Origin of the sequence: Butyricimonas hominis (assembly GCF_014287455.1) — a bacterium.
GTDB classification, from domain to species: domain Bacteria; phylum Bacteroidota; class Bacteroidia; order Bacteroidales; family Marinifilaceae; genus Butyricimonas; species Butyricimonas muris.
In genome coordinates, this window is sequence record NZ_JACOOH010000009.1 from 25,117 (window position 1) to 49,084 (window position 23,968).

The window sequence follows — 23,968 nt, forward strand, 5'->3', positions numbered from 1 at the left end:
TTAAATTCATTTACCATCCCGGATTCTGTACCACACCGGACACTTGTGCTTCCTCGCTACGAATGGGGAAAAGATAATCCTTCGGAGCAGAAAATCCTCGTTTACGCCATACAATCACAGGCTCCCCGTGATTATAGAACGTCTCGGCATCCTCTCCCAACACATTCCAACCGTACAGAGGCTCATTCAATTCCTCATGGGCAATCTTCCAACGACGAAGATTCCAAAAACGGTGCCCCTCGAAAGCTAATTCTATATTTGTTTCCCGACGAATAATCGTGCGCATACCCATTTTTGTCGTCACCATTTCCGGGTGTGTGCTGTATTCCGTCCAAGCTTTCCGAACATCAGGAATACCAGCCCGTTCCCGTACTTTGTCGATAGGATCGTACACCCGATTATCCGGCTCATCCAAATACTCGTTCCATGCCTCCGCCTGCATCAGGTACAATTCCGCCAAACGCAATAAGGGGAAAGGAGCGTTTGCTTTCGTTTGAACATTCTGCGGGTATTGATTAGTCCGAATATCCGAATAGGTATGTTTTTTCAGCCAATACCCGCTTTGATTTTGAGCCGTCTGTGTAACAATAGAAGCATAAACCGATCCGAATTTCTCACCCCGGTAAGCTTGCACCAACAAATTATTATCAGCATCCCAAGCATTCACTTTCTCTCCTCCCCGCTGCCAATAAGTACGGTCAGCCGCAATACAAGCATAAAAACGGGGTTCACGCCGCAAATGCAGGTTCAATACATCGGTTCCCTCGGGAATAACCTTCGTGTAAACGGTCATATCGGTTTCCCGTCCCATTTGGTAACGATCATCAAACATCCAATTTTTATCCATGTCTATCGGCAACCCGTTCTCCGTGTAATACATTTCCACCATCTTCAAGGAAGGAGAAAGACAACCTAACAATTTATCGTTCCGATGATTCCAATCCGTTTCCAAACGAGGAAGAATATAACTGTACAAATGATTTTCTATGTACGGGTCTGTATTTGGCATTTTTGACTGAAAAAGAATCTCTCCAACCTCATCATAAGAATCCATCAATACAGAATTCTCCACGTCTGTCATAACATTCAATAAATTTGTTGCTTTCCCTGAAGTGCCCTGTTTCAGTGCCCAACCGTATTGCTCGCAAACACGGACAGCCTCATCACAAGCCTCTGCTGCACGCCGCCATTTTTCCTTGTCTTTCACTTTACTGAAAAGCAATTCTCCGTTTTTATTCGTAAAATCCGCATAGAACTCATTACCATTAAATAAGTCGGACGCCTGATACACCAACGCTTTCGCCTTCAATGCCAAAGCAGATTCCTTGGTGAAATAACCTCGCCGCGACAACTCCTTCTGGTTATAAGCATACAACACCGGTATCGCCTCATCCAATAGGCGAACCACCTCGTTGAAACATGTATCCACATGACTTCGAGGAAATTTCATCTCTTCAGTGGAAGCCGTCACGTCTATATTCTGCGGAATCAAGATAATAGACCCGTACATACGAATCAATTCAAAATAATAAAATGCCTTTACAGCCTTTACCTCTGCCACCCATTGGGCTTTCTCCTCTTCCTGCATATTGTGTGTCTCCCCGATATGTTCGAAGAGCGTATTGCAATAACGGATGGCAGCATAAAAACTGGTATTTTCCCATTTTCCACAATACGGGTTAGAGGCTGATTGCAGTCCATCCCCTATAAACAAGGAGTTGAATGGATATCTTCTATATAAACGCAAATAATCGTTTGCCACCAATTCGTCCGCCCCGGTTAACCCGATATTATTCGGAATATTTGCCATACCCGGAATCCACGAATAGCAAGTTTCTACCCATTCGAGCACCTGACTTCGCTGTTCAAAAATAGTTTCAATCGTGTCAACATCGCCTTCCGGCACGATATCCAGATAGTCCTTGCATCCGCACCAAAGCAAAACGGAAAGGCCGACAGTACATAATAGCTTTTTCATATATCATAATACATTTAACATTAGAAACTAAAATTCAATCCCACGGCATAGGTTTTTTGTATTGGGTAATTGAAACCGTTCTCGCCCAACTCCACGTCCCATAAATCAAAATTAGAGATGATAAACGGGTTGTTTGCCCGCACAAACACTTTCAAGTTCTGCATTCGCAATTTGTTTTTTATCCTGTCAGGCAGATTATACGCCAATTCCAATCCCGTGCAACGCAGGAAACTACACTCTCGCATGAAATAAGTACTCTTGTAGGCTCCCGTATTGTAATTATACCAATTCTCTTGGGGATTATGGTGCGTGATACTATTCGGGGACAATCGCGGCCACAAAGGACGTGTACTCATATTATCTACCGTCCAATGGTCATCGGCAATTGCCTGAAGTACCGTACCGGCATAAAAAGGTGAAACATTCTTGGGATTAATAAAAAAACCGCGACGCCCGGAACCTTGGAACGAGAAAGAGAATTCAATATTTTTGTAATTGACAAATCCGCCAAAACCGTAAGTAATCCGCGGTGTTTCCGGAAAACCGATATGCACGGCATCATTAATGTCAATAGTACCATTCCCATCGATATCCCGATAACGAATATCACCCGGCATCACATCCCCGTCTTGATGGGCCGCATTAGCAATCTCCATCTCGTCACGGAACAATCCCTGATCGATATATCCAACCGCCTGAGACAGCTCGTGCCCGATTTTACTCTGCCACTTGGGTTTATCAGTTGCTTCGTCCAGTTCCAAGAAAATAGCCTTATTATAAGTGAAAGTCCCATTCAAAATAATCCAGAAGTCCGGAGAAAAAGCATGCTGTATCTTGCCGGAAAAATCCAATCCCCGAGAACGGGCTTTACCGATATTTGTCAACTGAAAACTTTGAATACCGATATTAGCAGGTATCGTCCTACGATAATCCAAAATATTATGGCGCACTTGTTGGTAAATATCCACCGTGAATTCTCCAATACCGTTGAATAACTTCACTTCCAATCCCAAGTTCACTTGTTCGGCGATCTCCCATTTTATATCTTCGTTTGCATAAACTTTAACATTCCATCCTGACGCATGATCCACCCCGGGACGAAGAGATTGAAGCGAATTCGAGTGCGTAACCTGCTCCAAATGCACGAAACGCGGCTCATTAATGATCCCATCATTTCCCACCTTACCGTAAGAGAGGCGGAATTTCAAGAAAGACAACCAATTGGAAGTACTCATCATCCATGGTTCACTGGAAGCCACCCAAGCCACACCACCAGCAGGGAAGAATCCCACTTTGTTTTTCCGTGCAAAACGCTCGGAACCGTTATACCCGAAACTAGCTTCTGCAAAATAGCGGTCTTTAAAACCGTAAGTACCCCGCATAGAAAAACCCATATTCCGTCTTTCCACGGAATTTAAAAAATCATCCGGGGCAGAACTTGATGCCTCCAAAGCGTTAAACACCGCTGTCAGACTAGTTTGGTGGTCACCCCATGCCGCCGTGTGGAGAGCCCGCAATTCCCATGTCAATTGGGTTTCGGAAGTATGCTCCTTGTCGCCCATTTCTATTGTCCGTTTGGCATCATTCCCGTTCAATGCATACAACGTGTGCTTACCGGTTCCTTCGTCATATTTTCTCAATTCATACTCGAAAGGTTTTGTTTGATACGGAAGGTAATAGTACCCCACGTTGGCAAGCGACACACTCCCGCGTACTTCCAGCCCTTTGAGTAAAGATGAAAGATTATGGATATATTCCAATTTGTTAGTCACAGAATATCGGTTCCGATCTACGTATCCCATATGAATAGCCTCGTACGGATTAGCATTGGGTCCCCCCGAACCATAGTTTCCAAATCGGATATGCTTCCAATTATACGTTTCATCTGCCGGGTAAGTAGGCGCAAATCGCACTGGATTAGCCTTGAATGCCAATTCATAAGCCGCCCTCACGTCTGTTAACGGTCCATGGTATTTGTCCCAGTTGGTCACGGAATTCAATAACAATTTGATATTCGGGTGAAGGTTCACGTTCAGATTTGCCCGAAACGAGAGCGTCGAATTCTTGATGTTCACGTCAAACTCATTCAACCTGTCGGTCTTCAACATCCCCATATCCCTCACGTAATTCACGGAAGAATAGTATTGCATCACGCGGGAACCTCCCCGGATATTCACACCCAAACGATGGTTGACATTGTAATCCTTGAACAAAATGCTGTACCAATCGTTGGCGGGATACACCCAAGAGGGATAATTTTTGGATTCCCTTCGACTGATGTCCAACACGGAATACTCCGGTGCGGCATTCGGATCGCGACTACGTTTTGCCTCGTTGTACAATTTCATGTAATCCACGGGACTCACCACGTCGATCTCCCGGGTCGGCATAGACATCACCGCCTCGTAACGCACGGAGGTATAAACATTTCCCGCCTCCCCTTTCTTGGTCGTTACGAGGATTACACCGTTCGCACCCCGGGCACCATACATCGCCGTGGCAGAAGCATCCTTCATCACGGAAAAAGATTCGATATCCTCAGGTGAGATTCGGGACAAATCTAATTTCGAAGATTCCACTCCATCAAGTAAAATGAGCGGGTCTATATTCGCTCCTGTCTGGAAAGAAGTGATACCACGGATATAGAATTTCGTGTTCATTTCCTCCTCAGTCAACGCTCCGGGAATACCTCCCGTCTGCCAACCCACGATACCGGCAATCTTTCCCGCGAAACTGGCAGTCAAATCACTATTGGAAGATTTCAAGTCCATCGGGCGCACAGTGGTAATTGCAGAGACCACACTCTCCTTTTTCTGCTCACCGAAAGCCACGACAACCGTTTCATCCAATTCTTGAACATCTTCTTCCATCGTGATGCGAAGCGTGTCCTTCGCCATTTTCTCCGTAAAATCAATCGTCTTCTTTTTAAACCCGATAAAAGTGAATTCTAACGTTCCGGTTATCATAGGCAAATCCAACGCAAACCATCCCTTGGCATTCGTAGACGTACCTATCGTCAATCCTGCCACTTTCACCGTCACACCCGGCATGGATTGCTTCTGCTTGTCGTACACGTACCCTTTCACTCGCACGGATTTCGGCTTCTCGTCACTTATTTTCTCCCGGATAACAACAACATTCCGGTCGAAAGTAAACGTGAGGCCCAAACCGGGCAGTAACTCTTCCAAAACTTTCACGAGCTCCCGGTTTTCAGCCTTCACGCTCACCACACCTTTCGCCTGCATCAAAGCGTAATTATAAAAGAAATCACACTTCGACTGTTTACCCAGTTCTTCCAACACCGTGGTTAATGTCACGTTTTGCAGGTCAACAGTCACTTTTGCGTTTTGCGACAGCACACTGGCACTCACTGACATGCACACACCAAATAATAACGCACTCAATAATTTCATAAACATTAACATTTTGCGCCATGACTTCCAATAGTATGGCCAAGCGCAGTTTCGCCTTTTTTTCATAGTTTTGTGATTATAATTGTACATGATATACTTTCCTTTCGGTGCAAATGAGTCGGAAAGTATATTCGATTAATTACAGGTTGAAGATTTCCGAGGTCTTCAATCTGTTTTTCTTTTCACGGTTATCGTGTTTCCTTTTATTACAAATTCAACATCTCGTGTTTCTTCCATCTTCTTTAACAGATAGTTAATATCATCGTAACGCTTCAGACGTCCCCCGAATTCCAAACGCTTCAAATCCTGATTTTGGTAAAAAACCGTTAAATCATACCATCGGACAAGGACATCCATAATATTCTCGAGAGCTTCCCGCTTGAAGTAATAATACCCGTCTTTCCAAGAAGTGTACACCTCCGTGTCTACCACACTCACATCAACCTTCCCGTTCTGCTTATCGTACACGAGTTGCATTCCGGGTTGTATAACTTGCTGTCCCGTCTTGTAATTCACTTGTACTCGCCCTTCAACCAAAGTTGTTGCCACAGTTTCCTTCTCCGGGTAAGCGTTCACGTTGAATGCCGTCCCCAGCACTCGCACGTCCACGTCACCCGCCCTCACGACAAACGGTTGGGTCGAGTCTTTCGCCACTTCAAAATATCCCTCCCCGCTCAATGTTACTTCCCGCCGCTTCCCCGTGAACCGCACGGGATAACGCAAAGAGGAACCCGCATTCAAGTAAACCTTCGTGCCATCCGCCAACTGCAAATTATATTCCCCGCCCCGGGGCACCCGAATCGTGTGGTATTCCACTTGTGCCCCCTTCTCTCCCGCATCGTAAATCAAAGTATTGCCATCACTAATCACTCGCGGAGTCACGCTATCAGCAGTAAGCACCACTTTCGCGGCAGTATCCAATCGAACCACCTCTCCCCGCGGCAATACCAACTCCGCCCGAGCCCCTCCCGGGATAATACTCGTGGCAACCACTTGTACCGATTCATTTGTTTGTCGTCCAGGGAAAAGCATAAAATAGGCTGTCAATCCCAAGCACAAGGCAATACCCGCCGCCACCGAGAAGTGCCGCACGAACCGGACTCTCCGTTGTTTTCTCACGATTTGTTCCACTTGTTCAAAAACGCATGCGCTCTTCCGCCGACCATGTAACTTCGCACCGGAAGAAGCTATTTCCTGAATCTCCCGCCCGAAACGAGAAATTCCCCCGGAAGCCTCTTTCCAACTTTCCAAGATTTGCCGCTCCTCCGCGGAAATATCCTCTCCCGCTACCAGATCCGCCAATATCCTATCAATTTCATTCTCTTTCATACCCATTATTAGTGGTTGTTCACTAATATATCACCACACTTTTCATTTAGGGTGAAAAGAAAATAAACTTTTTTCATGAGTACTGGCAAAAAATTCTCCGCCCCCTCTATTCATCTCAACACTTCTCGCATATTTCTCCCTATATTCTCGGGGATTTGGCAACCTATTAATAAGTTTATATACTATTATAAATCTATTACTATACGATTTTATTCAAATAGCAATCGAATAGCAATCGAATAATAATCCAATAGCAGGTAGCGAAAACACGGAGAATTCCCCGTGAATACACGGAAGAATCGTACCTGTAAATCATTCTTCAACGAAGAAAAGCAAAATGGAAGAAAAAGATTCCTTATTCAAATGTTCCCGCAAAAATCGGAGCGCTATCTTCATTTGAGTTTTCACGGTATTTATACTGATACGCAATGTACTCGCGATCTCTTGATATTTCATATCGTCAAGAGAAGCCATCAAAAATATTTTTCGGCATTCGTCCGGCAGACGATTTATCATACGATATAACAATTCTATCTCTTGCCCAGCTTCCTCTTCACGGAGGATTCCGGGCAAAATGTATTCATCAACGGATGAATCATCGTGCATTTTATCCCGGCGATGCTTATCCCGAATATAATTTATCGCCCGAAATCTCACGGCTTGAAACATAAACCGCTCCAAATCCCCTTTAAAATTCTGCAACCGCCGAGAGAACCACAAGTGGACAAAACATTCTTGCACAATATCCTCAGCCTCTTCCGTATCATGCATCATTCGAAAACAATACAATAGAAGAGGCTCGTAATAAACATCAAAAAGCAACTGCATCGCCGCCTTTTCATCCTGTTTATACAATGATAATATTTTTCCGCTATGCACCATGCCGCTCCATGTTTAGTGCAAAGTTAGCATATATTTTCAGTTTTCATTCAATATTACCAATATATCTGACGGCTGTTCCGCGATATGGCAAGCCCCGTTTTCCAGTAATTCTTTCCGCTCCCTAAATCCCCAAGTTACCCCGACAGACGTCACGCCGCTATTCACTGCCGTCTGCATATCCACCCCGGAATCACCTACATAAAGTACTTCATCTTTATTTACCCCTGCCGCTTTGATAATATCGAACACTATTGTTGGGTCCGGTTTAATGGGAATCCCCTCCCGTTGTCCGAATACAAAATCGAAAACTCCTTTCCCGAAATATTCGGGAATCAACTCAACCGTCGCCGCATGATACTTATTGGAAGCCACAGCCAATAACATACCCCGCAGTTTTAACTCCCCCAGCAAATCGACTATCCCGGCATAAGGAGCCGTGAAATCTGCCTTATGAATAGAGTAATAAGCCACAAAGTCTTCCCGTATTTTCATCACGTTTTCTACCGTACGAACGGCTTCGGGCAAAGCTCTTTCCAACAATTTATTTATCCCGTTTCCCACGAAATGACGATAAGCCGGTAACTCATGCTCCGGATATCCATGCTGCCGCAAAGCATAATTCGTACTCGCGGCTAAATCTTCCAATGAATTCAACAATGTTCCGTCCAGATCAAAAATCACCAATTTTATCATATTCTTTTCTCCATTACTAATGAATGACAAAAGTACACAAAAGGGATCGAGAGATAAAAACAAGACAACAAAATAATTTATAAAATATCACGGACAAGAATTTTTACGCGTATCTTTGTAGTATTAACCTATAAAACAGCAAGTATGCCTGAAATTTGCAGATTCTTCGGTATTATTATATTCCTTTATTGGAAAGATCATAACCCACCCCATATTCATTTTACCTATGGGAATTACGAATGCTCCATTAGTATTTTGGATAGAATTGTAGATGGTCAAGCTCCGGCTAAAGTTATCGCTAAAGTAAACGAATGGCTTGATTTGCATGAAACAGAAATACTCACTTTATGGGGAAAAGCCCAAAGAGGAGAAAAAATTGATAAAATAGAACCTTTAAAATAAAGAGCATCATGTTACGAGTTATAGACGTGGATTATATCAAAGATTACGAACTTTTTATAACTTTCAATGACGGGAGTAAAAAAATCGTGAATTTAAAGCCTTATCTCACGGGGGAAGTTTTTGGAGAATTATTGGATAAAGATAAATTTGTTCAATACGGCTTAACCCGTGTAACGATAGAATGGGCTAATGGGGCAGATCTCGCACCTGAATTTTTATATGAAATCGGCATAGCCGCATAAAAATCATACCATTAAAAAAAGGATACCTTCAAAAGGCATCCTCTTTGCACGGGAGGAGAGGTTCGAACTCCCGACCCTCGGTTTTGGAGACCGATGCTCTACCAACTGAGCCACTCCCGTGTTTCGTGCTGCAAAATAAGAGAAATTAATCGAGAAAAACAACAGGAGAATGATTATTTTTGTGCAATAAACAAAGAAAGCATGACAAAAATAATCGTTGGTCTGAGTGGTGGAGTGGATAGCTTCGTGACCGCACTCTTGTTACAACAACAAGGTTTTGAAGTGATTGGTATTCATCTTCGGTTATGGGATACACAGGTACAACCGTCACAAGAGGAGAGTCTAAACGAACTTTGCTCCCGAACCGGAATAAAATTATACCGGATTGACGGTCGGAAACTCTTCCAAGACACGGTTGTCACACCATTTATCCGCGGATACCTCTCCGGTGTTACCCCGAATCCCTGCGCTATCTGCAACAGTTTTGTCAAATGGGAACTTTTGCGCTCATTCGCGGATGAACTACAAGTTCACCATATTGCGACAGGGCATTACGTGAAAATTCTTCCTCACGATAAACATTATTACGTGCACAAAGGGGTTGATCCCAACAAAGACCAATCCTATTTTTTATGGGGTGTCCGGGAAGACATCCTTTCCCGTACCCTCACACCATTGGGAGATTACACGAAAGCCGAAGTGAAGGAATACGCCCGACAACACGATTTCCGGCAAATGGCAGATAAACGGGAAAGCATGAGCATTTGCTTTCTCGAAGGGAGCGATTACAGGGATTTTATTGCCCGTCAACCCGGTTCTGCGGCCTGCTTCACCCCCGGCATAATCATGGACAACACGGGGCAAATAGTAGGAGAACATAACGGCATCGGCAACTACACGATTGGGCAAAAGAGAGGCATCCCGTTGAAAGACGGTCGCCCCCAGTACGTGGCACGAATCAATCCCCTCGAAAACCGGATTATCGCGGGTGATAAATCTTCCCTCGATTGTACGCGCCTAGTCGTGAAAGACTCTCATTTCATCTGCCCCGAAGAAATCAAGGCGAATGACATTGAGATAAAAGTACGGGGATTAGGGCTAAACCCACAAGGCTACGCTCAAATTTCCTCGCTCCCCGACAACTCGCTTCTCGTGCAACTCTCCTCTCCCGCGTGGGCGGTTGCCCCGGGACAACCCGTGGCGTTCTACCGGGGCGATAGGGTTATCGGGGGCGGAATCCTAAGCGAACAGCAATATCAGTAATTGTGCCATCAATACCCGCAAGAACATCGTGAGCGGGTACACGGTAGCATAACTCACCGAAGGCGCATCATTCCCCGCCACACCGTTAGAATATGCCAAGGCTGGCGGGTCTGTCATACTTCCGGCAATCAATCCCATTAAAGTGAAATAGTTGACTTTATACACGGCTCGCGCTATGATTCCGATGATAATCAAAGGAACCAGCGTGATGATAACACCATAACCTATCCAAGCATAACCACCTTGATTGATAATCGTTTCCACGAAACCGTTTCCCGCACGCAATCCCACGCTGGCAAGGAATAAAGCGATACCCACTTCACGCAACATCAAGTTCGCACTCATGGTGGTATAAGTCACCAACCCGTATTGAGGCCCGAAACGGCTAACCAGAATAGCAATAATCAAAGGACCTCCCGCCAATCCCAGTTTCACGGGTTGCGGGATTCCGGGGAACGTAAACGGAATACTTCCCAGTACAATACCTAAAAATATACCCAAGAAGATAGGTACCAAATTCGGTTCGCGCAAACGGCGTAGAGAGTTACCCAACACCTTTGCCACGTTATTGACAGCCGCCTCCGGTCCCACCACCGTCAAACGGTCACCAATCTGCAATTGCAGATTCGGTCTTGCCACCAAATCCACTCCCGCACGATTCACCCGTGTCACGTTCACCCCGAAACAATTCCTCAACTTCATCTCACCCAACATTTTCCCGTTCACCGCGGCTTTCGTGATAGCAATACGTCGGGATACAAGTTTTTTATCTAATTTCTCCCATTCGACTTCAACCCTTTCGCCCAAGAATGCCGTGATAGCATCAATGTCTTGCAAGGCCGCCACCACGAGTAATTTATCCCCGGCACTCAAACAAGTTTCGGAAGAACCAAGTTCAATACTATCATCTTCGTGATAAACCCGGGAAAATACAAACTTCCGGTTTATCAAACGAGTTACTTCCTTCAAATCTTTTCCAAACAAGGCAGGATTGGTCACCCGCACGGAAAACTGTTGCGCATTGCTTCCTTTGTCCGTATCTTCCCGTTCCAACGCCTCATTTTCCTTTTCCAGATTCACCCGGAAAAGCACCCTCATCAACATAATCGAACAGATAATTCCGACCACACCCAACGGATAGGCAACGGCATATCCCAACGCAATCGTCGGGTCTTCCATCCCGGAAGCATCCATGTAAGCCTGCTGCGCGGCTCCCAGTCCCGGGGTATTCGTCACGGCTCCGGACAGGACTCCAACCATCGTCGTGATAGGCAGTCCCGTGACAACATGAATAATATAGGTAGTGACAACACCCAGCAACACGATTCCCGTCGCTAACATGTTTAACGTCATTCCTCCTTTCCGGAAAGAAGAAAAGAATCCCGGTCCCACTTGCAGCCCGACCGAATACACGAACAGGATTAACCCGAACTCCTGTACGAAATGCAAAATATGCCCGTCTACCTGCATTCCAAAATGACTACAGATAATTCCCACGAAAAGAATCCACGTGATACCCAAAGAAATTCCCCAAACCTTCACCTTGCCCAACACGATTCCCAAGGCGATAACGATCGCGAACATCAAAACGGAATGTGCAACCCCTTGCCCGAAAAACAATTCTCCTAACCAAGACATACCGATTTACGATTTAGTGACTTATGATTTTAGATTGACGCTTTATGATTTCATTTGTTTTTTATCTGCTGACCGATGAAATTCAATATCATCCCTGAACAATTTCCGGTACGTGATATACGTTTGGGATTGCTTCGCCCCGATGTAGTGCATCAAATGCATCATTTGGGGATTGAAATCACCAACCCAACTCAAGTCCAACCAATCGTATCGCTTTTTATCCTCTATCATTCTTTTACAGAAAGCATAGATCATGGCAGCCTCCACCCCGCGTCCTTGATACTCCGCGGCAACCCCGAATATCAATCCCAAGGCGACACGTCCCGGTTTTAGATAGCGATAATACAAGAATTTTAAAATACCTAGACCGCTAATTTTCCCGTTCACGTGCTTCACGATATAATTCAATTCGGGAATCGTGATAAAAAATCCTATCGGTTCACCTTTGTAATGAGCGAAATAAAGCAAATCCGGATCCAATACAGGCTTCAATGTTTTGAACAACACGTCCACTTGCTCTTTCTCCATGCCTGCCACACCATGCACGTCCATATTCCATGCCTTGTTATAAATGGTAAGAAAAGAAGATTTCGCTTGTTCCGGTGTCATCTCCCGGTAAGATATAATCCGATAATCTCCGTTTTTCAACAACCTTTCGGATTTCCAAATCACCACTTCGGAGAGGCTCTCCATCACCATCGGCGTACGATAAATATATTGCTTGAAGTAATCGCGAAACCCGTAATTCTCGAAAAACGGTACATAATACGGGTGCGTGTACGGCATCTGAAATACTGGCGGTTTAAAACCATCCACCAACAATCCCCACCATTCATTACGTTCCCCGAAATTCTCCGGTCCCTCCATAGCTTCCATCCCCCGTTCTTCCAACCAAGCACGACAACGATCGAACAACATAAAAGCAGCTTCCTGATCGTTAATACATTCGAAAAAACCCATACCACCCACGGTATAAGAATCTAACCGGCAAGTATCTTCGTCGATAAATGACGCCACACGTCCGACACATTTCCCGCTTTCATCCCGAAGCAACCAACGAGTACATTCGCCGTGTTTAAAGAAAGGATTCTTATCCTTGTCAAATACTTTCGTGATATCACTATCCAAAGGTCGTACCCAGTTCTTGTCATCCTTATACAAGGCTACCGGCAAAACCAGAAATTCTTTTGCCTGCTTTTCGTTTAAAACCTCTTCTATGGTATATTTCATATATTTATATACTAACGTTTTCTACTTTTACGACCGGATGTGCGTGTGCCCGCAAACCATAAATCCCCCGCCTAATCCACACCACGATTATCGCCAACACGACACGGGGAAATATCAGCCAGCCTATAGGCAACCCCATCACCATAAACAACAAAGGGTCTTCCAGTTGCGAATGGGAAATCGCCAAATGGTAATTCAACAAATCCGCTTCCTGATGTGCCAGTTTTCCTTCTTTGGCGTATTCCAGCATAATTGCCGAACCGTAAGCCAGACCAACCGTGTTACCCACGAGCCACAGGAATGCCACATCCGGTTTTAACCCGAACACCCGCATCAACGGCGATAACATCGAGGAAAGAATCTTCAACACCCCAAATTCCTCCAAAACCCGCTGCAATATCATCAACCCGGTAATCATCAACACGATCTTCACGCACAACATCAAACTACTCTCCAACCAATGGATTAAAGTATCACCCAAGTTCATCGCGACTGCCGTTTCCGCCATCATCTTACCGCCCATCTCCGGCAATATCCAATTTAACACGATAGCCGCCACGAAACTTCCCGCTACGCGAAGGAATATCATTCCCCTTGCCGAAGATCCCGTTTTCTGCAACACCAAGGTTTCCACGATAAAGTTGTGCGAGATCAGGCACATGGTCGCCATAATAAGGCTTTCCCTCACGGAAAAATCCAACGTGGCAAGCAACGCTATCACCGTGTATATATTCGTGAATATACTGGTCACAAAAACCAAAGCCGCATCTCCCGGCAATCCGATCAACGTGAACAGGGGAGCCGCGAAAGAAGATATATAAGGCAGGATATTAAAATACGAGAGCAACGTCACGAACAAAGAAACCGGCAACATGATTTTCAAAAACCACATCGACGTCTTCATTGCCACGGGCACGGCCTTTCGTACACACTTCCAAAACCTCATACAATTGAAAATTATCTCAGTTCATCTGTCAGCAAACGGATCTCCATCGTGGGACTGATACGCTCGTAGAGAATGTTATACACGGCATTGGTGATCGGCATATGCACCTTGAATTCTTCGTTAATCTCGTGAATACCTTTCACGCCGAAATATCCCTCGGCAATCATTAACATCTCCATTTGAGCCGATTTCACGGAATAGCCCTTCCCGATCATCGTTCCGAACGTCCGGTTCCGGCTAAACTGCGAATAGGATGTCACGAGTAAATCCCCCAGATAAGCCGAAAACTTAATGTCCCGCTGCATGGGATGTACCGTGTTCACGAAACGTTCCATCTCCTGAATAGCATTGGATATCAACACGGCTTGAAAATTATCCCCGTAACGTAAACCGTGACAAATACCCGCCGCGATAGCAAACACGTTCTTCAACACGGCTCCGTACTCCGTCCCGTAAATATCATCGGATATCGTGGTCTTCACGTAAAAGCACTCGAACAATTGCGCCACAGCACGGGCAACTTTCAAATCTTGACTGGCAAAAGTGAGATATGACAAACGCTCCAAGGCAATCTCCTCTGAGTGGCAAGGCCCGGATATAATCACAATCTGTTCCAAGGGCACCTCGTATTGTTGATGCAGAAACTCCCCGATAGTCAGATTCTCTTCCGGGATCAACCCTTTAATAGCCGAAACGACCACCTTATCTTTCAACGGAAGGTGCAATCTGGTAGTAACGACATTTTTCACGAATGCACTAGGGATGGCAAACACGATCACATCGGAATTCATTACCAATTTATCCAAATCATCCGTGAAGGTAATCTTGTCCAAGTCGAATTCGGCTTCACACAAATATCTCGGGTTGTGTTTTAATACTTTAAAGGCTTTAATCGATTCAATATTTCGCATGAACCAATTGATATGCCCGTTATTTTCTGTCAGCATTTTCGCGATCGCAGTAGCCCAACTACCTCCGCCCACAACACCAATCCGCGGTTTATCCACTATTTCCATATCATATAGTTTATAAAGTTTTTAAAGTTCATAAAGTTCATAAGGTTAAAAAAAAACTTTATAGACCTTATGAACCTTATAAACTTTATGAACTTATTTGAACCAATCCTTTACTTCGTCCTGCGACAAAGTCTTCAATCCTAATTTCATCTTCTTGTTCAAGCCGCTCAACTCTTGATGCAACTTGTTCGGATTTTCCACCGTTTTCAAAGCCTCTACGGTCTGGAATCCGGCCTTGCGCACCACTTGTACCCAGTCGGCAGGAATACCCAACTCGATAAACTTCTCGTCCGGATCGTTCACGACCACCTTTTCCGGCTTCATCTGCGGGAAAAGCAACACATCTTGGATAGACAGGCTATTGGTCAAGAACATGCACAAACGGTCGATACCGATACCCATGCCGGAAGTCGGCGGCATCCCGTATTCTAGCGCACGCACGAAATCATAATCGATGAACATCGCCTCGTCGTCCCCTCTCTCTTGAAGAGCCAACTGATCCTTGAACCGATTCAACTGGTCGATCGGGTCATTCAACTCGGAATAAGCATTAGCCACCTCTTTCCCGTTCACGAACAACTCGAAACGTTCCGTCAATCCCGGATCATTACGATGCATTTTAGTCAACGGGGACATCTCTACCGGATAGTCATAAATAAACGTCGGTTGGATATAATGCCCTTCGCACTTCTCCCCGAATATCTCGTCAATCAATTTTCCTTTCCCCATGGTTTCGTCTACCTTTAAACCGATAGACAAACAAAACTCACGTATCTCGTCCTCGCTCTTGCCGGTAATATCAAACCCGGTATATTCCATGATTGCCTCGGACATCTTCACCCGCTTGAAAGGTGGTTTGAAATCCACTTCATTCTCCCCGAAAACGGCTTTTGTAGTTCCGTTCACGGCAATAGCGGCAGCTTCAATCATGCGCTCCGTGGAATCCATCATCCATAAATAATCCTTATAAGGCACGTACACCTCCATACAAGTAAATTCCGGGTTATGTGTACGGTCCATACCTTCATTCCGGAAATTCCGCGAAAACTCGAACACGCCGTTAAATCCCCCCACGATCAGACGTTTCAAGTACAACTCGTTGGCGATTCTCAAATAAAACGGGATATCCAATGCATTATGATGCGTGATAAAAGGACGTGCTGAAGCACCGCCCGGTATCGCTTGTAACACGGGAGTTTCCACCTCCAGACATCCCATTTCCGTGTAGAACTGCCGGATAGCGTTGATCATCTTCGTCCGCTTGATAAAAACATCCTTCACCTGCGGGTTCACGATTAAATCCAAATAACGTTGACGATAACGTAATTCCGGATCGGTAAAAGCATCAAAAACCTTCCCGTCTTTCTCTTTCACGATCGGAAGCGGACGCAAGGACTTGGACAACATCACCAGCTCTTTCGCATGCACGGAAATCTCTCCCATATTCGTGCGGAACGCGAACCCTTTCACTCCAACGATATCCCCGATATCCATCAACTTTTTGAATACCGTGTTATACATCGTGCAAGCTTCATCCCGACTCACATCATCCCGACTCACGTAGACTTGAATCCTACCCTCGGCGTCTTGTAATTCAAAAAATGAAGCCTTACCCATGATGCGTCGACTCATCATTCGCCCGGCAATCACAACTTCCTGCAATTCCTCCGGTGATTTTTCAAATTTATCAAGAATCTCTTTAGAAAGGTGAGTTACTTTAAATTCCGGTGCCGGATAGGCATTAATTCCCAAATTCTTCAACTCGTTCAAAGAGTTCCGGCGAATAATTTCCTGTTCGCTTAATTCTGCAAGACTCATTCTTATATACTTTTAAGGGTTATATTTACTTTTGAACTGCAAAGATAATAATTAAAGTTTATAAAGTTCATAAGGTTTATAAAGTTTATAAGGTTTAAGCCCCTGTCCGAAGTACGTCCGTTACTTTATGAACTTTATAAACCTTATAAACTTTATGAACTTTTCAAACTCTACCCAATTGAAATACAAACGCATAATCCCCCATCGTCACAACCTGTTAAAAAATATAATCGGTATTCTTTTGAAATCCCGAGGAAATTCCGCTTCTTTGTAAGTTGAATAGGAGAAAGTAAATAATGAAGAAAAGATGGGTTATCAATACCCCACCCGAGTGGGCAAAAATAGACGCATTATCCAAAGATCTTGACTGCAGTTACGTCATTGCAAACCTGTTACTTCAACGGGGTGTGAATACTGCAGAAGAGGCTCATGCTTTCTTCAACCCAACCCTTAACATGCTGCACGATCCATTCCTGATGAAGGATATGGATAAAGCGGTCACCCGATTGGAGAGAGCCATTGGCAACGAAGAAAAGATCATGATCTATGGCGATTACGACGTGGACGGGACAACAGCTGTAGCCTTACTTTACAAGTATCTCAAGAACAAATGCGAGAATCCGGAATATTACATCCCGGACCGTTACACGGAAGGATACGGGGTTTCCATTCGTGCCATTGATTATGCGGCAGAGAACGGCATATCACTGATGATCGTCACCGACTGCGGGGTTAAGGCTGTTGAAAAGGTACGTTATGCCAAATCAAAAGGCGTAGATGTTATCATCTGTGACCACCACACGCCGGGAGATGAACTTCCCGATGCCGTGGCAGTCCTCGATCCGCAACGGAAAGATTGTAATTACCCCTACCGCTGGCTAAGCGGTTGCGGTGTCAGTTTCAAACTAGCACAGGCATACAGCCTCAGACACAACCTCCCCATGTCCGACTTGTACAAGTTGCTCGATCTGGTTTGTGTCAGCATAGCCAGCGATATAGTGCCGATCACGGGAGAGAATCGTATTCTTGCTTATTTCGGACTGTTGCAATTGAACCAGAATCCCAGTCTTGGGCTGAAAACCATATTAAAATTCTCCGGTATTGACAAAGACCTAACCGTGAACGACATCGTGTTCCGTATAGGACCGAAAATCAACGCGGCAGGTCGGGTAGAATCGGGGAACAAATCCGTGGAACTGCTGATTGCCGATGACGAGAAGAAAGCGGCGGAAGTTGCAGGAAGCATCAATAACTTCAACGACCAACGCAAAAAACTCGACCACGACATCACCGAAGAAGCCCTCGAATACATCAACCAATCCCACTACGATCAAACCCAAAAAGCTACCGTACTTTACAACCCGAACTGGCACAAAGGTGTCATCGGCATCGTGGCTTCCCGGTTGACGGAATACTACTATCGTCCGACAGTCATCCTGACCGAATCAAACGGTCTGGCAACAGGCTCCGCCCGTTCCGTGGAAGGATTTGACTTGTACTACGCCATCTCGCAATGCAGCGAGTATCTGGAAAATTACGGCGGACACAAATACGCGGCAGGTTTGACTCTGAAACTGGAAAACATTGAGCCTTTTAAAGCCAAATTCCAAAAAATCGTGAGCGAAACCATTACCGAAGAGATGTTGACGCCTCAAATCAACATCGACGTGCAAATTAAACTGAACGATATCACGGCGGAACTCTACACGATGATTCAAAAATTCGCCCCATTCGGTCCCAACAACACGATTCCGGTATTCATGACCGACAATGTAACAAACTTCATCGGCTCGAAACAAGTGGGCAGAAACAATGAACACCTCAAGTTAGTGGTTGTTGACGACACCCGCTTATGCAACGACCGGAGCGGTATCGCCTTCGGCATGGGGGAAGATTTCTCCCGCATCAGCAAAGGTGAATACTTTGATATATGCTATACCCTGCAAGAAAATGAATTCATGGGCAGGAGTGACATACAAATGATGATCCGTGATATAAAATTCAAAGAAGAGGAGTAAACATGCAATCTTTATCGTCCAAATTACTGGAAAAAGCAGTAGAACAATTTGCTTCCCTCCCGGGAATAGGACGCAAAACCGCCTTGCGCTACGTGCTGCACATGCTCCGGCAAAGCCCCGAGGAAGTAAAGCAATTCACAGATAGCATCACTGCCTTGAAAGAATCCATCCGAGAATGTCGTCAATGCCACAATATCTCCGACGAAGACATGTGCGAAATTTGTTCCGACCCCAAACGGGATGCACAGACCATCTGTGTCGTGGAAAACATCAAGGACATCATGTCCCTCGAAGCCACCGGACAATATCGCGGACTCTACCACGTCCTCGGCGGCATCATCTCGCCCATGGACGGCATCGGTCCCTCCGACCTCAACATCACGAGCCTGCTGGAACGGGTAGCCAACACCCCCGTGAAAGAAATCATCTTTGCCCTCCGTGCCACCATCGAAGGCGACACCACGGGTTACTACATCTTCAAGAAACTACCCCGTAAAGACGAATTACTCGTCAGCACTCTCGCCAAAGGCATCGCCGTCGGCAATGACCTCGAATACACCGACGAACTCACCTTGGGGCGTTCCATCGTGAACCGGGTAAGGTTTGAGCTGAACGGGTAAACTATAATTAAGAATCGGGACTCTTAAATCCCGATTCCTTATTAATTATCACAGTCCCCTCAACGTCTTGAACATCTCCTCCGTTTTCGGATCAGACGGGCGGGTCATGTAAGCGTTGACCACCTTCCCCTTCTTATCCAACAGAATAAAGCGAGGAATAAATTCGATGCCATATTCCTTAAAGAAGGTATCATCTCCACCAAAATGTAACTGTATTCCATCCAATTCCTTTTTTTCCAACGCTTTCACCCAATCATTTCGGTTTCGATCCCAAGAAATACTCACGAAGGTCATATTCTTCCCGTGCATCTTTTCTTCCAGTTTTTGTAGAAAAGGAATTTCCGCACAACAAGGACCGCACCACGTTGCCCACACGTCGATATACACGTACTTTCCCCGCAAATCTTTCAACGAAACAACCTTCCCGTTGACATCCTTAAACTTAAAATCGGCAGAAGGGGCTCCCGGTTTATACTTTGTCTCCACGACTTTCCGGATAGAATCCGCTCTTTGCTTCTCTTTTTTTGAATCACTAACCCCTAACTCCTGAAATCCCGCGAACGCATTCGAAATCCTTCTTGCGATTTCCAATTTATGTTCCTCGAAATACGCTTTTTGTTCCTCCGTTAGCGTATCTTTTTTCACTTCTTGCGCAAACGTGGAAACTTGCGCACCTAACAACAAGCTAATTACCAACACTAAAACTCTTTTCATAATTCTACATTTTTACATCATTTATTCAATCTTTATACATAATCTTCATAGGCTTATCCGCAACACCACGGTATTGCTTAACAATCTGACTCGTTTTCATATCCAGAATATAAATACTTCCTTTCAACTCTTCTTTTGCCGAAGGATTCCATATCCCCAGATACACGTGTTTCTTATTCGGACTCAACGCCATACAAGTAATCTCCCCGTCCAATGCCAAAAGTGGCGTGTCAGGTAACGTTTTACCACTATAAATCCACTGGTACAATTCATTACCTCTAGTATATAACGTTACTCGGAAATCACCATTGGTCAACATTTCCGTTTCCCGGGTCAAGGTCAAGGGCTTATCCGCATGATAAGTGGTATCTTTAGGGTTCCGGAATCCTCCCGTCCAGACGGGAGCCCACGGGAGACCGCCAGATCCGTTCATCGTTGTGTATGAAGTGATGGTTACGGATTGTGCATCTTGAGAATCAGTCGTTATCACATTTAATTGATCACTTTCGTCCCCCATCAGGTTTACAATATATCTCCCTTTAAAATGATCCTCGCTCGTGAATCGAGAACTAGGCCACATGTTTCCCTTGGCGTGATTTATATATGATTCCTCAAAATTCACGAAGAAAACATTATTACCATTTGCATGGTAATAAAGTTTATCAAATTTCTCCTCCGGGGAAAAACTATCGTCTGGCATAACAATCCCCATAAGATAATCAATAACCCAAGTATACCCGTCTTGTCCCCATCCATACGAAGCCCCGGAATTATTTCCACAAATCTTCTCCAATCTGAGTCCCGGAATATCTTTATCTACCAGAATTGAATTTAAATACTCAAAAGATTTCTTATCATAACGATAAATGACACTTCCTCCATCCGACAATATCATCATTGCACTATTACTTCCCCCCGTGATCATGATATCCCGCGGGTCATCTAACTCGATACCCGGATTCACTCCTTCACAAGCATGCAGAACGAACTCTTCTTCATTTCCTGTCACAATTTCGCCCGGTTCTTTTACTCGCAAAAAAGATGTCCTTCCCAAATTTTTCTCATCCTTACTCAACACCAGCAATCCCTTTTCATAAGCTGCACGAACATAAACTACGAAATAACAGAAACTACTCCCGTCCTCGTTTGTCGCTTTCAACCGGACTTTAAACTGTCCCAATTTTCTAAAAGCATAATGCAACACGGGTTCCGTGGATATCACTCTCAAGGAATCTCTCACACTGCCATCACTACCCAATTCTCCCCATGCCCACTCGTAGCTAATATTTCCCTCGCCCGTCTGGCTAATGTCTGCCTCGATCGTGAGTTCCTCCCCAAAATTCGCGTAAAACATATCCTCCTCCGATTCAATATTAATTATCGACAACTCCCGAACATAACCGACCGACTCGTCATCAATACAAGCTTGCCATACTCCCGGAAATACAGACAATAGTATCATAATTACAACTAACTTTTTCATAGTATTTACAATTTGATGATTAATATTTCGGTGTTGGAATATTTACCTCCGGATGCGGATTCTTTTGATAATAATCAAACAAAGGATGCACGATAAACTTAACCATCGGGTATTCATACATCGTCCATACTTTCGGAGAATTAATAGCATCCCCCCAATACAGGGTATAATCAAAAATCGTCTTGTGGATAGCAGGATTCGTCGTTTCAAGACTATCAAATTGATCCATAAATGCATTGTACAACACTTCAGAAAACGGACCAAGATAAGCATCATTCCACCACCCGGGTCTATCTATGATCTCACCTGCAATCATTGCCCGGAAAGGGCGATCTCCTATCCCCGGTACTAACTGGAAATCTTTATTTTCTTTTAAACGAATACCCACGGCAACCTGTTTACCACGAAAATCGGGATCCTTTTTCCGGTAAAAAATCAACGGCACGTAAGTCTTTATCTCTCCCGCTTTCAAGACGACCTTATCGCCAAACCGGTAATGAATACCTTCTTCCGCCGTCGTCAAGGTATCAATCAATTCGATATTGATTTCCCGGTCATAATCACGCGGGAAACCCAACACGCGAAGTGATATATCCGTAACAATCGAATCTCTTTTATAGAACTTGAACAGAAACGAATCGCGTAATTCCATGTACACACCATCCTTCTGATTCACGTTGTATGACAAATAATCATGATGACAGGCACAGCATAACACCAGGCTCGCGAGAACCCACCAGCCGGTAGAATTTGTTTTATTTAATCCAAATTTCATAATCTCATCAATTTTGGTCTATATTATTCTCTTCATTATCATTATACCTGTATTCAAATTCCGAATCAGGTATCAGCAGGGTGTACATCTCTTCGTTTCCCGTCAACTTCTGCCAAGTAGAGGCTGAGAGAATAACATCCCGCATCTGCCGTTTCATGTTATAAAATTCCTGCCCCTCACCATAGAACTCTTTTTTCCGCTCCTTGTCAATATCCAGTAAAGTCAAGACCTTTCCCTGATCCTTAAACTTAAACAATCCCCGACTCATGATAAACGTGTCGAAATACTCCAAAGCCACCTCCGGTTCTTTTTCCAACAACGCTTCTGCCGCAATCAAATACATTTCCGGCAAACGAATCAAATTAACCCCGGCAATATTTCCCTTTCCATAATCCGGTTTACTCGCTTCCATATTATCTTCTATAAGTAATTTCATAAAATAACTCTTCCTGTCCGAAGAACCCAACTTGTTCCGGATCCACCCCACACGCATTTCGTTTCCATAACTTCCCCCGGTTGGGTAAAGATTTTCCCTATCTGTCCAGACTGCATTCGGGTATAAAGTTAGATCCGTTGTTATCCCCCCTCCTGCAATACTTCCTATCCCGTAAAAACTCTTCCCGTAAGTTTCGCTCAACTCGGAATTAAAAATACCCCATATACACTCTTTCTTGTTAATCACTTGTGCCACCATATTCTGTACCTCGATCGGTTCCACCAATTCAAACTTCCCGCTCTCGATCACTTTACGAGCGTAAATGCAGGCACTATCCAAATCTCCTTTCATCCAGTACACCCGTGCTAATGTAGCTTGGGCTGCATAAAGGTTAAAATGAATCTGCGGCGTGTTCGTGAAATCGTTTCCCTCATCCATATTCTCTTGCCCTTTGAGCAACAATCGTTCCGACTCTTTCAATTCCTTTAATACAGATACATATATTTCCTGAACCGTGCTAAAAGGAGTCACCTTAGAAACCCATTGACGAACATAAGGAATTCCCCGGGCATCCGGTTGTCGTTCCACGTGCGGGGCAAACAGACGGATCAAATCAAAATGTAAAAACGCCCGAATTCCCAAAGCTTCTCCTAAGTAAATGGAATAATATTTCATCGAACTTTCATCTTTTTTTAGCAAAGCATTGATTATATTATTCGTGTAACCGATAGCTTGGTACATTTTTGTCCACATCGTCTCGTATGTAGCCCGTGCACTCGAACCGTCATGTATAAACCGACCGGTCTGGTAACGGTTCTCCCCCTGCTCTCCGTTCAATTTAAAATACTGTGTCGGCATATCAACGATCCCCCACGTCATATTCTGCCCGTATAAATCGGTAAGTCCCAATTGGGCATACACGCCGTTTAACGCATCCTCCACCCCGTCCGGTTTGGCAAACAAATCCTCTTCCGTGATATCCGATTTCGGACGTATCGTCAAGAAGTCTTCACATGACCACATTCCGATGATCAAACCTAATAGTAATACATATACTCTCATAACTTGCATA

At 44.7% G+C, this 23,968-nt stretch carries 19 protein-coding genes and 1 tRNA gene; 5 read left to right on the top strand and 15 right to left on the bottom strand.

Going from position 1 to position 23,968, the window contains the following annotated elements; all coding sequences use genetic code 11:
• Window positions 1-10 precede the first annotated feature (10 nt).
• From H8S64_RS18315 to H8S64_RS18335, 5 genes are all read right to left on the bottom strand, one after another.
• Window positions 11-1,978 (bottom strand): RagB/SusD family nutrient uptake outer membrane protein, encoded by a 1,968-nt coding sequence (locus tag H8S64_RS18315; protein ID WP_186978049.1) that lies wholly within the window; start codon window positions 1,976-1,978, stop codon window positions 11-13.
• A gap of 20 nt (window positions 1,979-1,998) precedes the next feature.
• Entirely contained in the window at window positions 1,999-5,397 is a 3,399-nt protein-coding gene (locus tag H8S64_RS18320) for a SusC/RagA family TonB-linked outer membrane protein (RefSeq protein WP_255469631.1), read from the bottom strand.
• Window positions 5,398-5,556: 159 nt separating this feature from the next.
• Complete coding sequence (locus H8S64_RS18325) at window positions 5,557-6,720, bottom strand: FecR family protein (protein ID WP_186978053.1); 1,164 nt, start codon at window positions 6,718-6,720, stop codon at window positions 5,557-5,559.
• A 312-nt stretch (window positions 6,721-7,032) separates the two neighbouring features.
• The gene (locus H8S64_RS18330; protein ID WP_186978055.1) at window positions 7,033-7,602 is read right to left on the bottom strand and encodes an RNA polymerase sigma factor; all 570 of its coding nucleotides are present in this window, start codon (window positions 7,600-7,602) and stop codon (window positions 7,033-7,035) included.
• Between the two features lie 36 nt (window positions 7,603-7,638).
• Complete coding sequence (locus H8S64_RS18335) at window positions 7,639-8,295, bottom strand: HAD family hydrolase (RefSeq protein WP_186978058.1); 657 nt, start codon at window positions 8,293-8,295, stop codon at window positions 7,639-7,641.
• A gap of 144 nt (window positions 8,296-8,439) precedes the next feature.
• Here H8S64_RS18335 and H8S64_RS18340 point away from each other — a divergent pair, with 144 nt between their 5' ends.
• Window positions 8,440-8,697 (top strand): DUF4160 domain-containing protein, encoded by a 258-nt coding sequence (locus H8S64_RS18340; protein ID WP_099294029.1) that lies wholly within the window; start codon window positions 8,440-8,442, stop codon window positions 8,695-8,697.
• A gap of 8 nt (window positions 8,698-8,705) precedes the next feature.
• A complete protein-coding gene (locus tag H8S64_RS18345; protein WP_186978059.1) occupies window positions 8,706-8,939 on the top strand; it encodes a DUF2442 domain-containing protein in 234 nt (77 codons plus the stop codon).
• A gap of 47 nt (window positions 8,940-8,986) precedes the next feature.
• On the opposite strand, the gene H8S64_RS18350 is transcribed toward H8S64_RS18345, so the two are convergent.
• Window positions 8,987-9,059, bottom strand: a tRNA-Trp gene (locus H8S64_RS18350).
• Window positions 9,060-9,140: 81 nt separating this feature from the next.
• Here H8S64_RS18350 and mnmA point away from each other — a divergent pair.
• The gene (gene mnmA / locus H8S64_RS18355) at window positions 9,141-10,202 is read left to right on the top strand and encodes a tRNA 2-thiouridine(34) synthase MnmA (RefSeq protein WP_186978061.1); all 1,062 of its coding nucleotides are present in this window, start codon (window positions 9,141-9,143) and stop codon (window positions 10,200-10,202) included.
• Here mnmA and H8S64_RS18360 read toward each other — a convergent pair.
• The 5 genes from H8S64_RS18360 to lysS form a co-directional block, all read right to left on the bottom strand.
• Window positions 10,179-11,840 carry a putative transporter gene (locus tag H8S64_RS18360; protein ID WP_186978063.1) on the bottom strand — a complete coding sequence of 554 codons (1,662 nt, stop codon included), beginning with the start codon at window positions 11,838-11,840 and terminating at the stop codon, window positions 10,179-10,181. The two genes, mnmA and H8S64_RS18360, sit on opposite strands and share 24 nt — an antisense overlap.
• Window positions 11,841-11,882: 42 nt before the next feature.
• On the bottom strand, window positions 11,883-13,070 hold the full coding sequence (locus H8S64_RS18365; protein WP_099294741.1) for a hypothetical protein: 1,188 nt from the start codon (window positions 13,068-13,070) through the stop codon (window positions 11,883-11,885).
• 4 nt (window positions 13,071-13,074) lie between these two features.
• Window positions 13,075-14,016 carry a nucleoside recognition domain-containing protein gene (locus tag H8S64_RS18370; protein ID WP_255469606.1) on the bottom strand — a complete coding sequence of 314 codons (942 nt, stop codon included), beginning with the start codon at window positions 14,014-14,016 and terminating at the stop codon, window positions 13,075-13,077.
• Window positions 14,017-14,027: 11 nt separating this feature from the next.
• Window positions 14,028-15,032 carry an NAD(P)H-dependent glycerol-3-phosphate dehydrogenase gene (locus H8S64_RS18375; protein WP_099294037.1) on the bottom strand — a complete coding sequence of 335 codons (1,005 nt, stop codon included), beginning with the start codon at window positions 15,030-15,032 and terminating at the stop codon, window positions 14,028-14,030.
• 93 nt (window positions 15,033-15,125) lie between these two features.
• Window positions 15,126-16,850: a lysine--tRNA ligase gene (gene lysS, locus H8S64_RS18380; RefSeq protein ID WP_186978065.1), complete on the bottom strand. Its 1,725-nt coding sequence runs from the start codon at window positions 16,848-16,850 to the stop codon at window positions 15,126-15,128.
• 296 nt (window positions 16,851-17,146) lie between these two features.
• Between lysS and recJ the strand changes: the two genes are divergently transcribed.
• Together recJ and recR are read left to right on the top strand one after the other, a co-directional pair.
• Window positions 17,147-18,868, top strand: a complete 1,722-nt coding sequence (recJ, locus tag H8S64_RS18385) for a single-stranded-DNA-specific exonuclease RecJ (protein WP_186978067.1) — start codon at window positions 17,147-17,149, stop codon at window positions 18,866-18,868.
• A 2-nt stretch (window positions 18,869-18,870) separates the two neighbouring features.
• Window positions 18,871-19,488, top strand: coding sequence for a recombination mediator RecR (gene recR, locus H8S64_RS18390; RefSeq protein WP_186978069.1), 618 nt, complete (start codon window positions 18,871-18,873; stop codon window positions 19,486-19,488).
• A gap of 48 nt (window positions 19,489-19,536) precedes the next feature.
• On the opposite strand, the gene H8S64_RS18395 is transcribed toward recR, so the two are convergent.
• From H8S64_RS18395 to H8S64_RS18410, 4 genes are read right to left on the bottom strand one after another with little or no spacing between them, the layout of a single operon-like run.
• Window positions 19,537-20,202, bottom strand: coding sequence for a TlpA family protein disulfide reductase (locus H8S64_RS18395; RefSeq protein ID WP_186978072.1), 666 nt, complete (start codon window positions 20,200-20,202; stop codon window positions 19,537-19,539).
• A 25-nt stretch (window positions 20,203-20,227) separates the two neighbouring features.
• Complete coding sequence (locus tag H8S64_RS18400) at window positions 20,228-21,685, bottom strand: PKD domain-containing protein (RefSeq protein WP_186978073.1); 1,458 nt, start codon at window positions 21,683-21,685, stop codon at window positions 20,228-20,230.
• A gap of 19 nt (window positions 21,686-21,704) precedes the next feature.
• Complete coding sequence (locus H8S64_RS18405; protein WP_186978074.1) at window positions 21,705-22,460, bottom strand: DUF4843 domain-containing protein; 756 nt, start codon at window positions 22,458-22,460, stop codon at window positions 21,705-21,707.
• Between the two features lie 7 nt (window positions 22,461-22,467).
• Window positions 22,468-23,958: a RagB/SusD family nutrient uptake outer membrane protein gene (locus H8S64_RS18410; RefSeq protein ID WP_186978075.1), complete on the bottom strand. Its 1,491-nt coding sequence runs from the start codon at window positions 23,956-23,958 to the stop codon at window positions 22,468-22,470.
• Between the last annotated feature and the right edge of the window lie 10 nt (window positions 23,959-23,968).

Bases quoted from the DNA above. Each gene is read 5' to 3' on its own strand.
- H8S64_RS18320 (WP_255469631.1), bottom strand. From the start codon at position 5,397: ATGTTTATGAAATTATTGAGTGCGTTATTATTTGGTGTGTGCATGTCA.
- H8S64_RS18340 (WP_099294029.1), top strand. From the start codon at position 8,440: ATGCCTGAAATTTGCAGATTCTTCGGTATTATTATATTCCTTTATTGG.
- H8S64_RS18325 (WP_186978053.1), bottom strand. From the start codon at position 6,720: ATGAAAGAGAATGAAATTGATAGGATATTGGCGGATCTGGTAGCGGGA.
- mnmA (WP_186978061.1), top strand. From the start codon at position 9,141: ATGACAAAAATAATCGTTGGTCTGAGTGGTGGAGTGGATAGCTTCGTG.
- H8S64_RS18360 (WP_186978063.1), bottom strand. From the start codon at position 11,840: ATGTCTTGGTTAGGAGAATTGTTTTTCGGGCAAGGGGTTGCACATTCC.
- recJ (WP_186978067.1), top strand. From the start codon at position 17,147: ATGAAGAAAAGATGGGTTATCAATACCCCACCCGAGTGGGCAAAAATA.
- H8S64_RS18345 (WP_186978059.1), top strand. From the start codon at position 8,706: ATGTTACGAGTTATAGACGTGGATTATATCAAAGATTACGAACTTTTT.
- H8S64_RS18410 (WP_186978075.1), bottom strand. From the start codon at position 23,958: ATGAGAGTATATGTATTACTATTAGGTTTGATCATCGGAATGTGGTCA.
- H8S64_RS18405 (WP_186978074.1), bottom strand. From the start codon at position 22,460: ATGAAATTTGGATTAAATAAAACAAATTCTACCGGCTGGTGGGTTCTC.
- H8S64_RS18400 (WP_186978073.1), bottom strand. From the start codon at position 21,685: ATGAAAAAGTTAGTTGTAATTATGATACTATTGTCTGTATTTCCGGGA.
- H8S64_RS18335 (WP_186978058.1), bottom strand. From the start codon at position 8,295: ATGATAAAATTGGTGATTTTTGATCTGGACGGAACATTGTTGAATTCA.
- H8S64_RS18330 (WP_186978055.1), bottom strand. From the start codon at position 7,602: ATGGTGCATAGCGGAAAAATATTATCATTGTATAAACAGGATGAAAAG.
- H8S64_RS18315 (WP_186978049.1), bottom strand. From the start codon at position 1,978: ATGAAAAAGCTATTATGTACTGTCGGCCTTTCCGTTTTGCTTTGGTGC.
- recR (WP_186978069.1), top strand. From the start codon at position 18,871: ATGCAATCTTTATCGTCCAAATTACTGGAAAAAGCAGTAGAACAATTT.
- H8S64_RS18375 (WP_099294037.1), bottom strand. From the start codon at position 15,032: ATGGAAATAGTGGATAAACCGCGGATTGGTGTTGTGGGCGGAGGTAGT.
- H8S64_RS18370 (WP_255469606.1), bottom strand. From the start codon at position 14,016: ATGAGGTTTTGGAAGTGTGTACGAAAGGCCGTGCCCGTGGCAATGAAG.
- lysS (WP_186978065.1), bottom strand. From the start codon at position 16,850: ATGAGTCTTGCAGAATTAAGCGAACAGGAAATTATTCGCCGGAACTCT.
- H8S64_RS18395 (WP_186978072.1), bottom strand. From the start codon at position 20,202: ATGAAAAGAGTTTTAGTGTTGGTAATTAGCTTGTTGTTAGGTGCGCAA.
- H8S64_RS18365 (WP_099294741.1), bottom strand. From the start codon at position 13,070: ATGAAATATACCATAGAAGAGGTTTTAAACGAAAAGCAGGCAAAAGAA.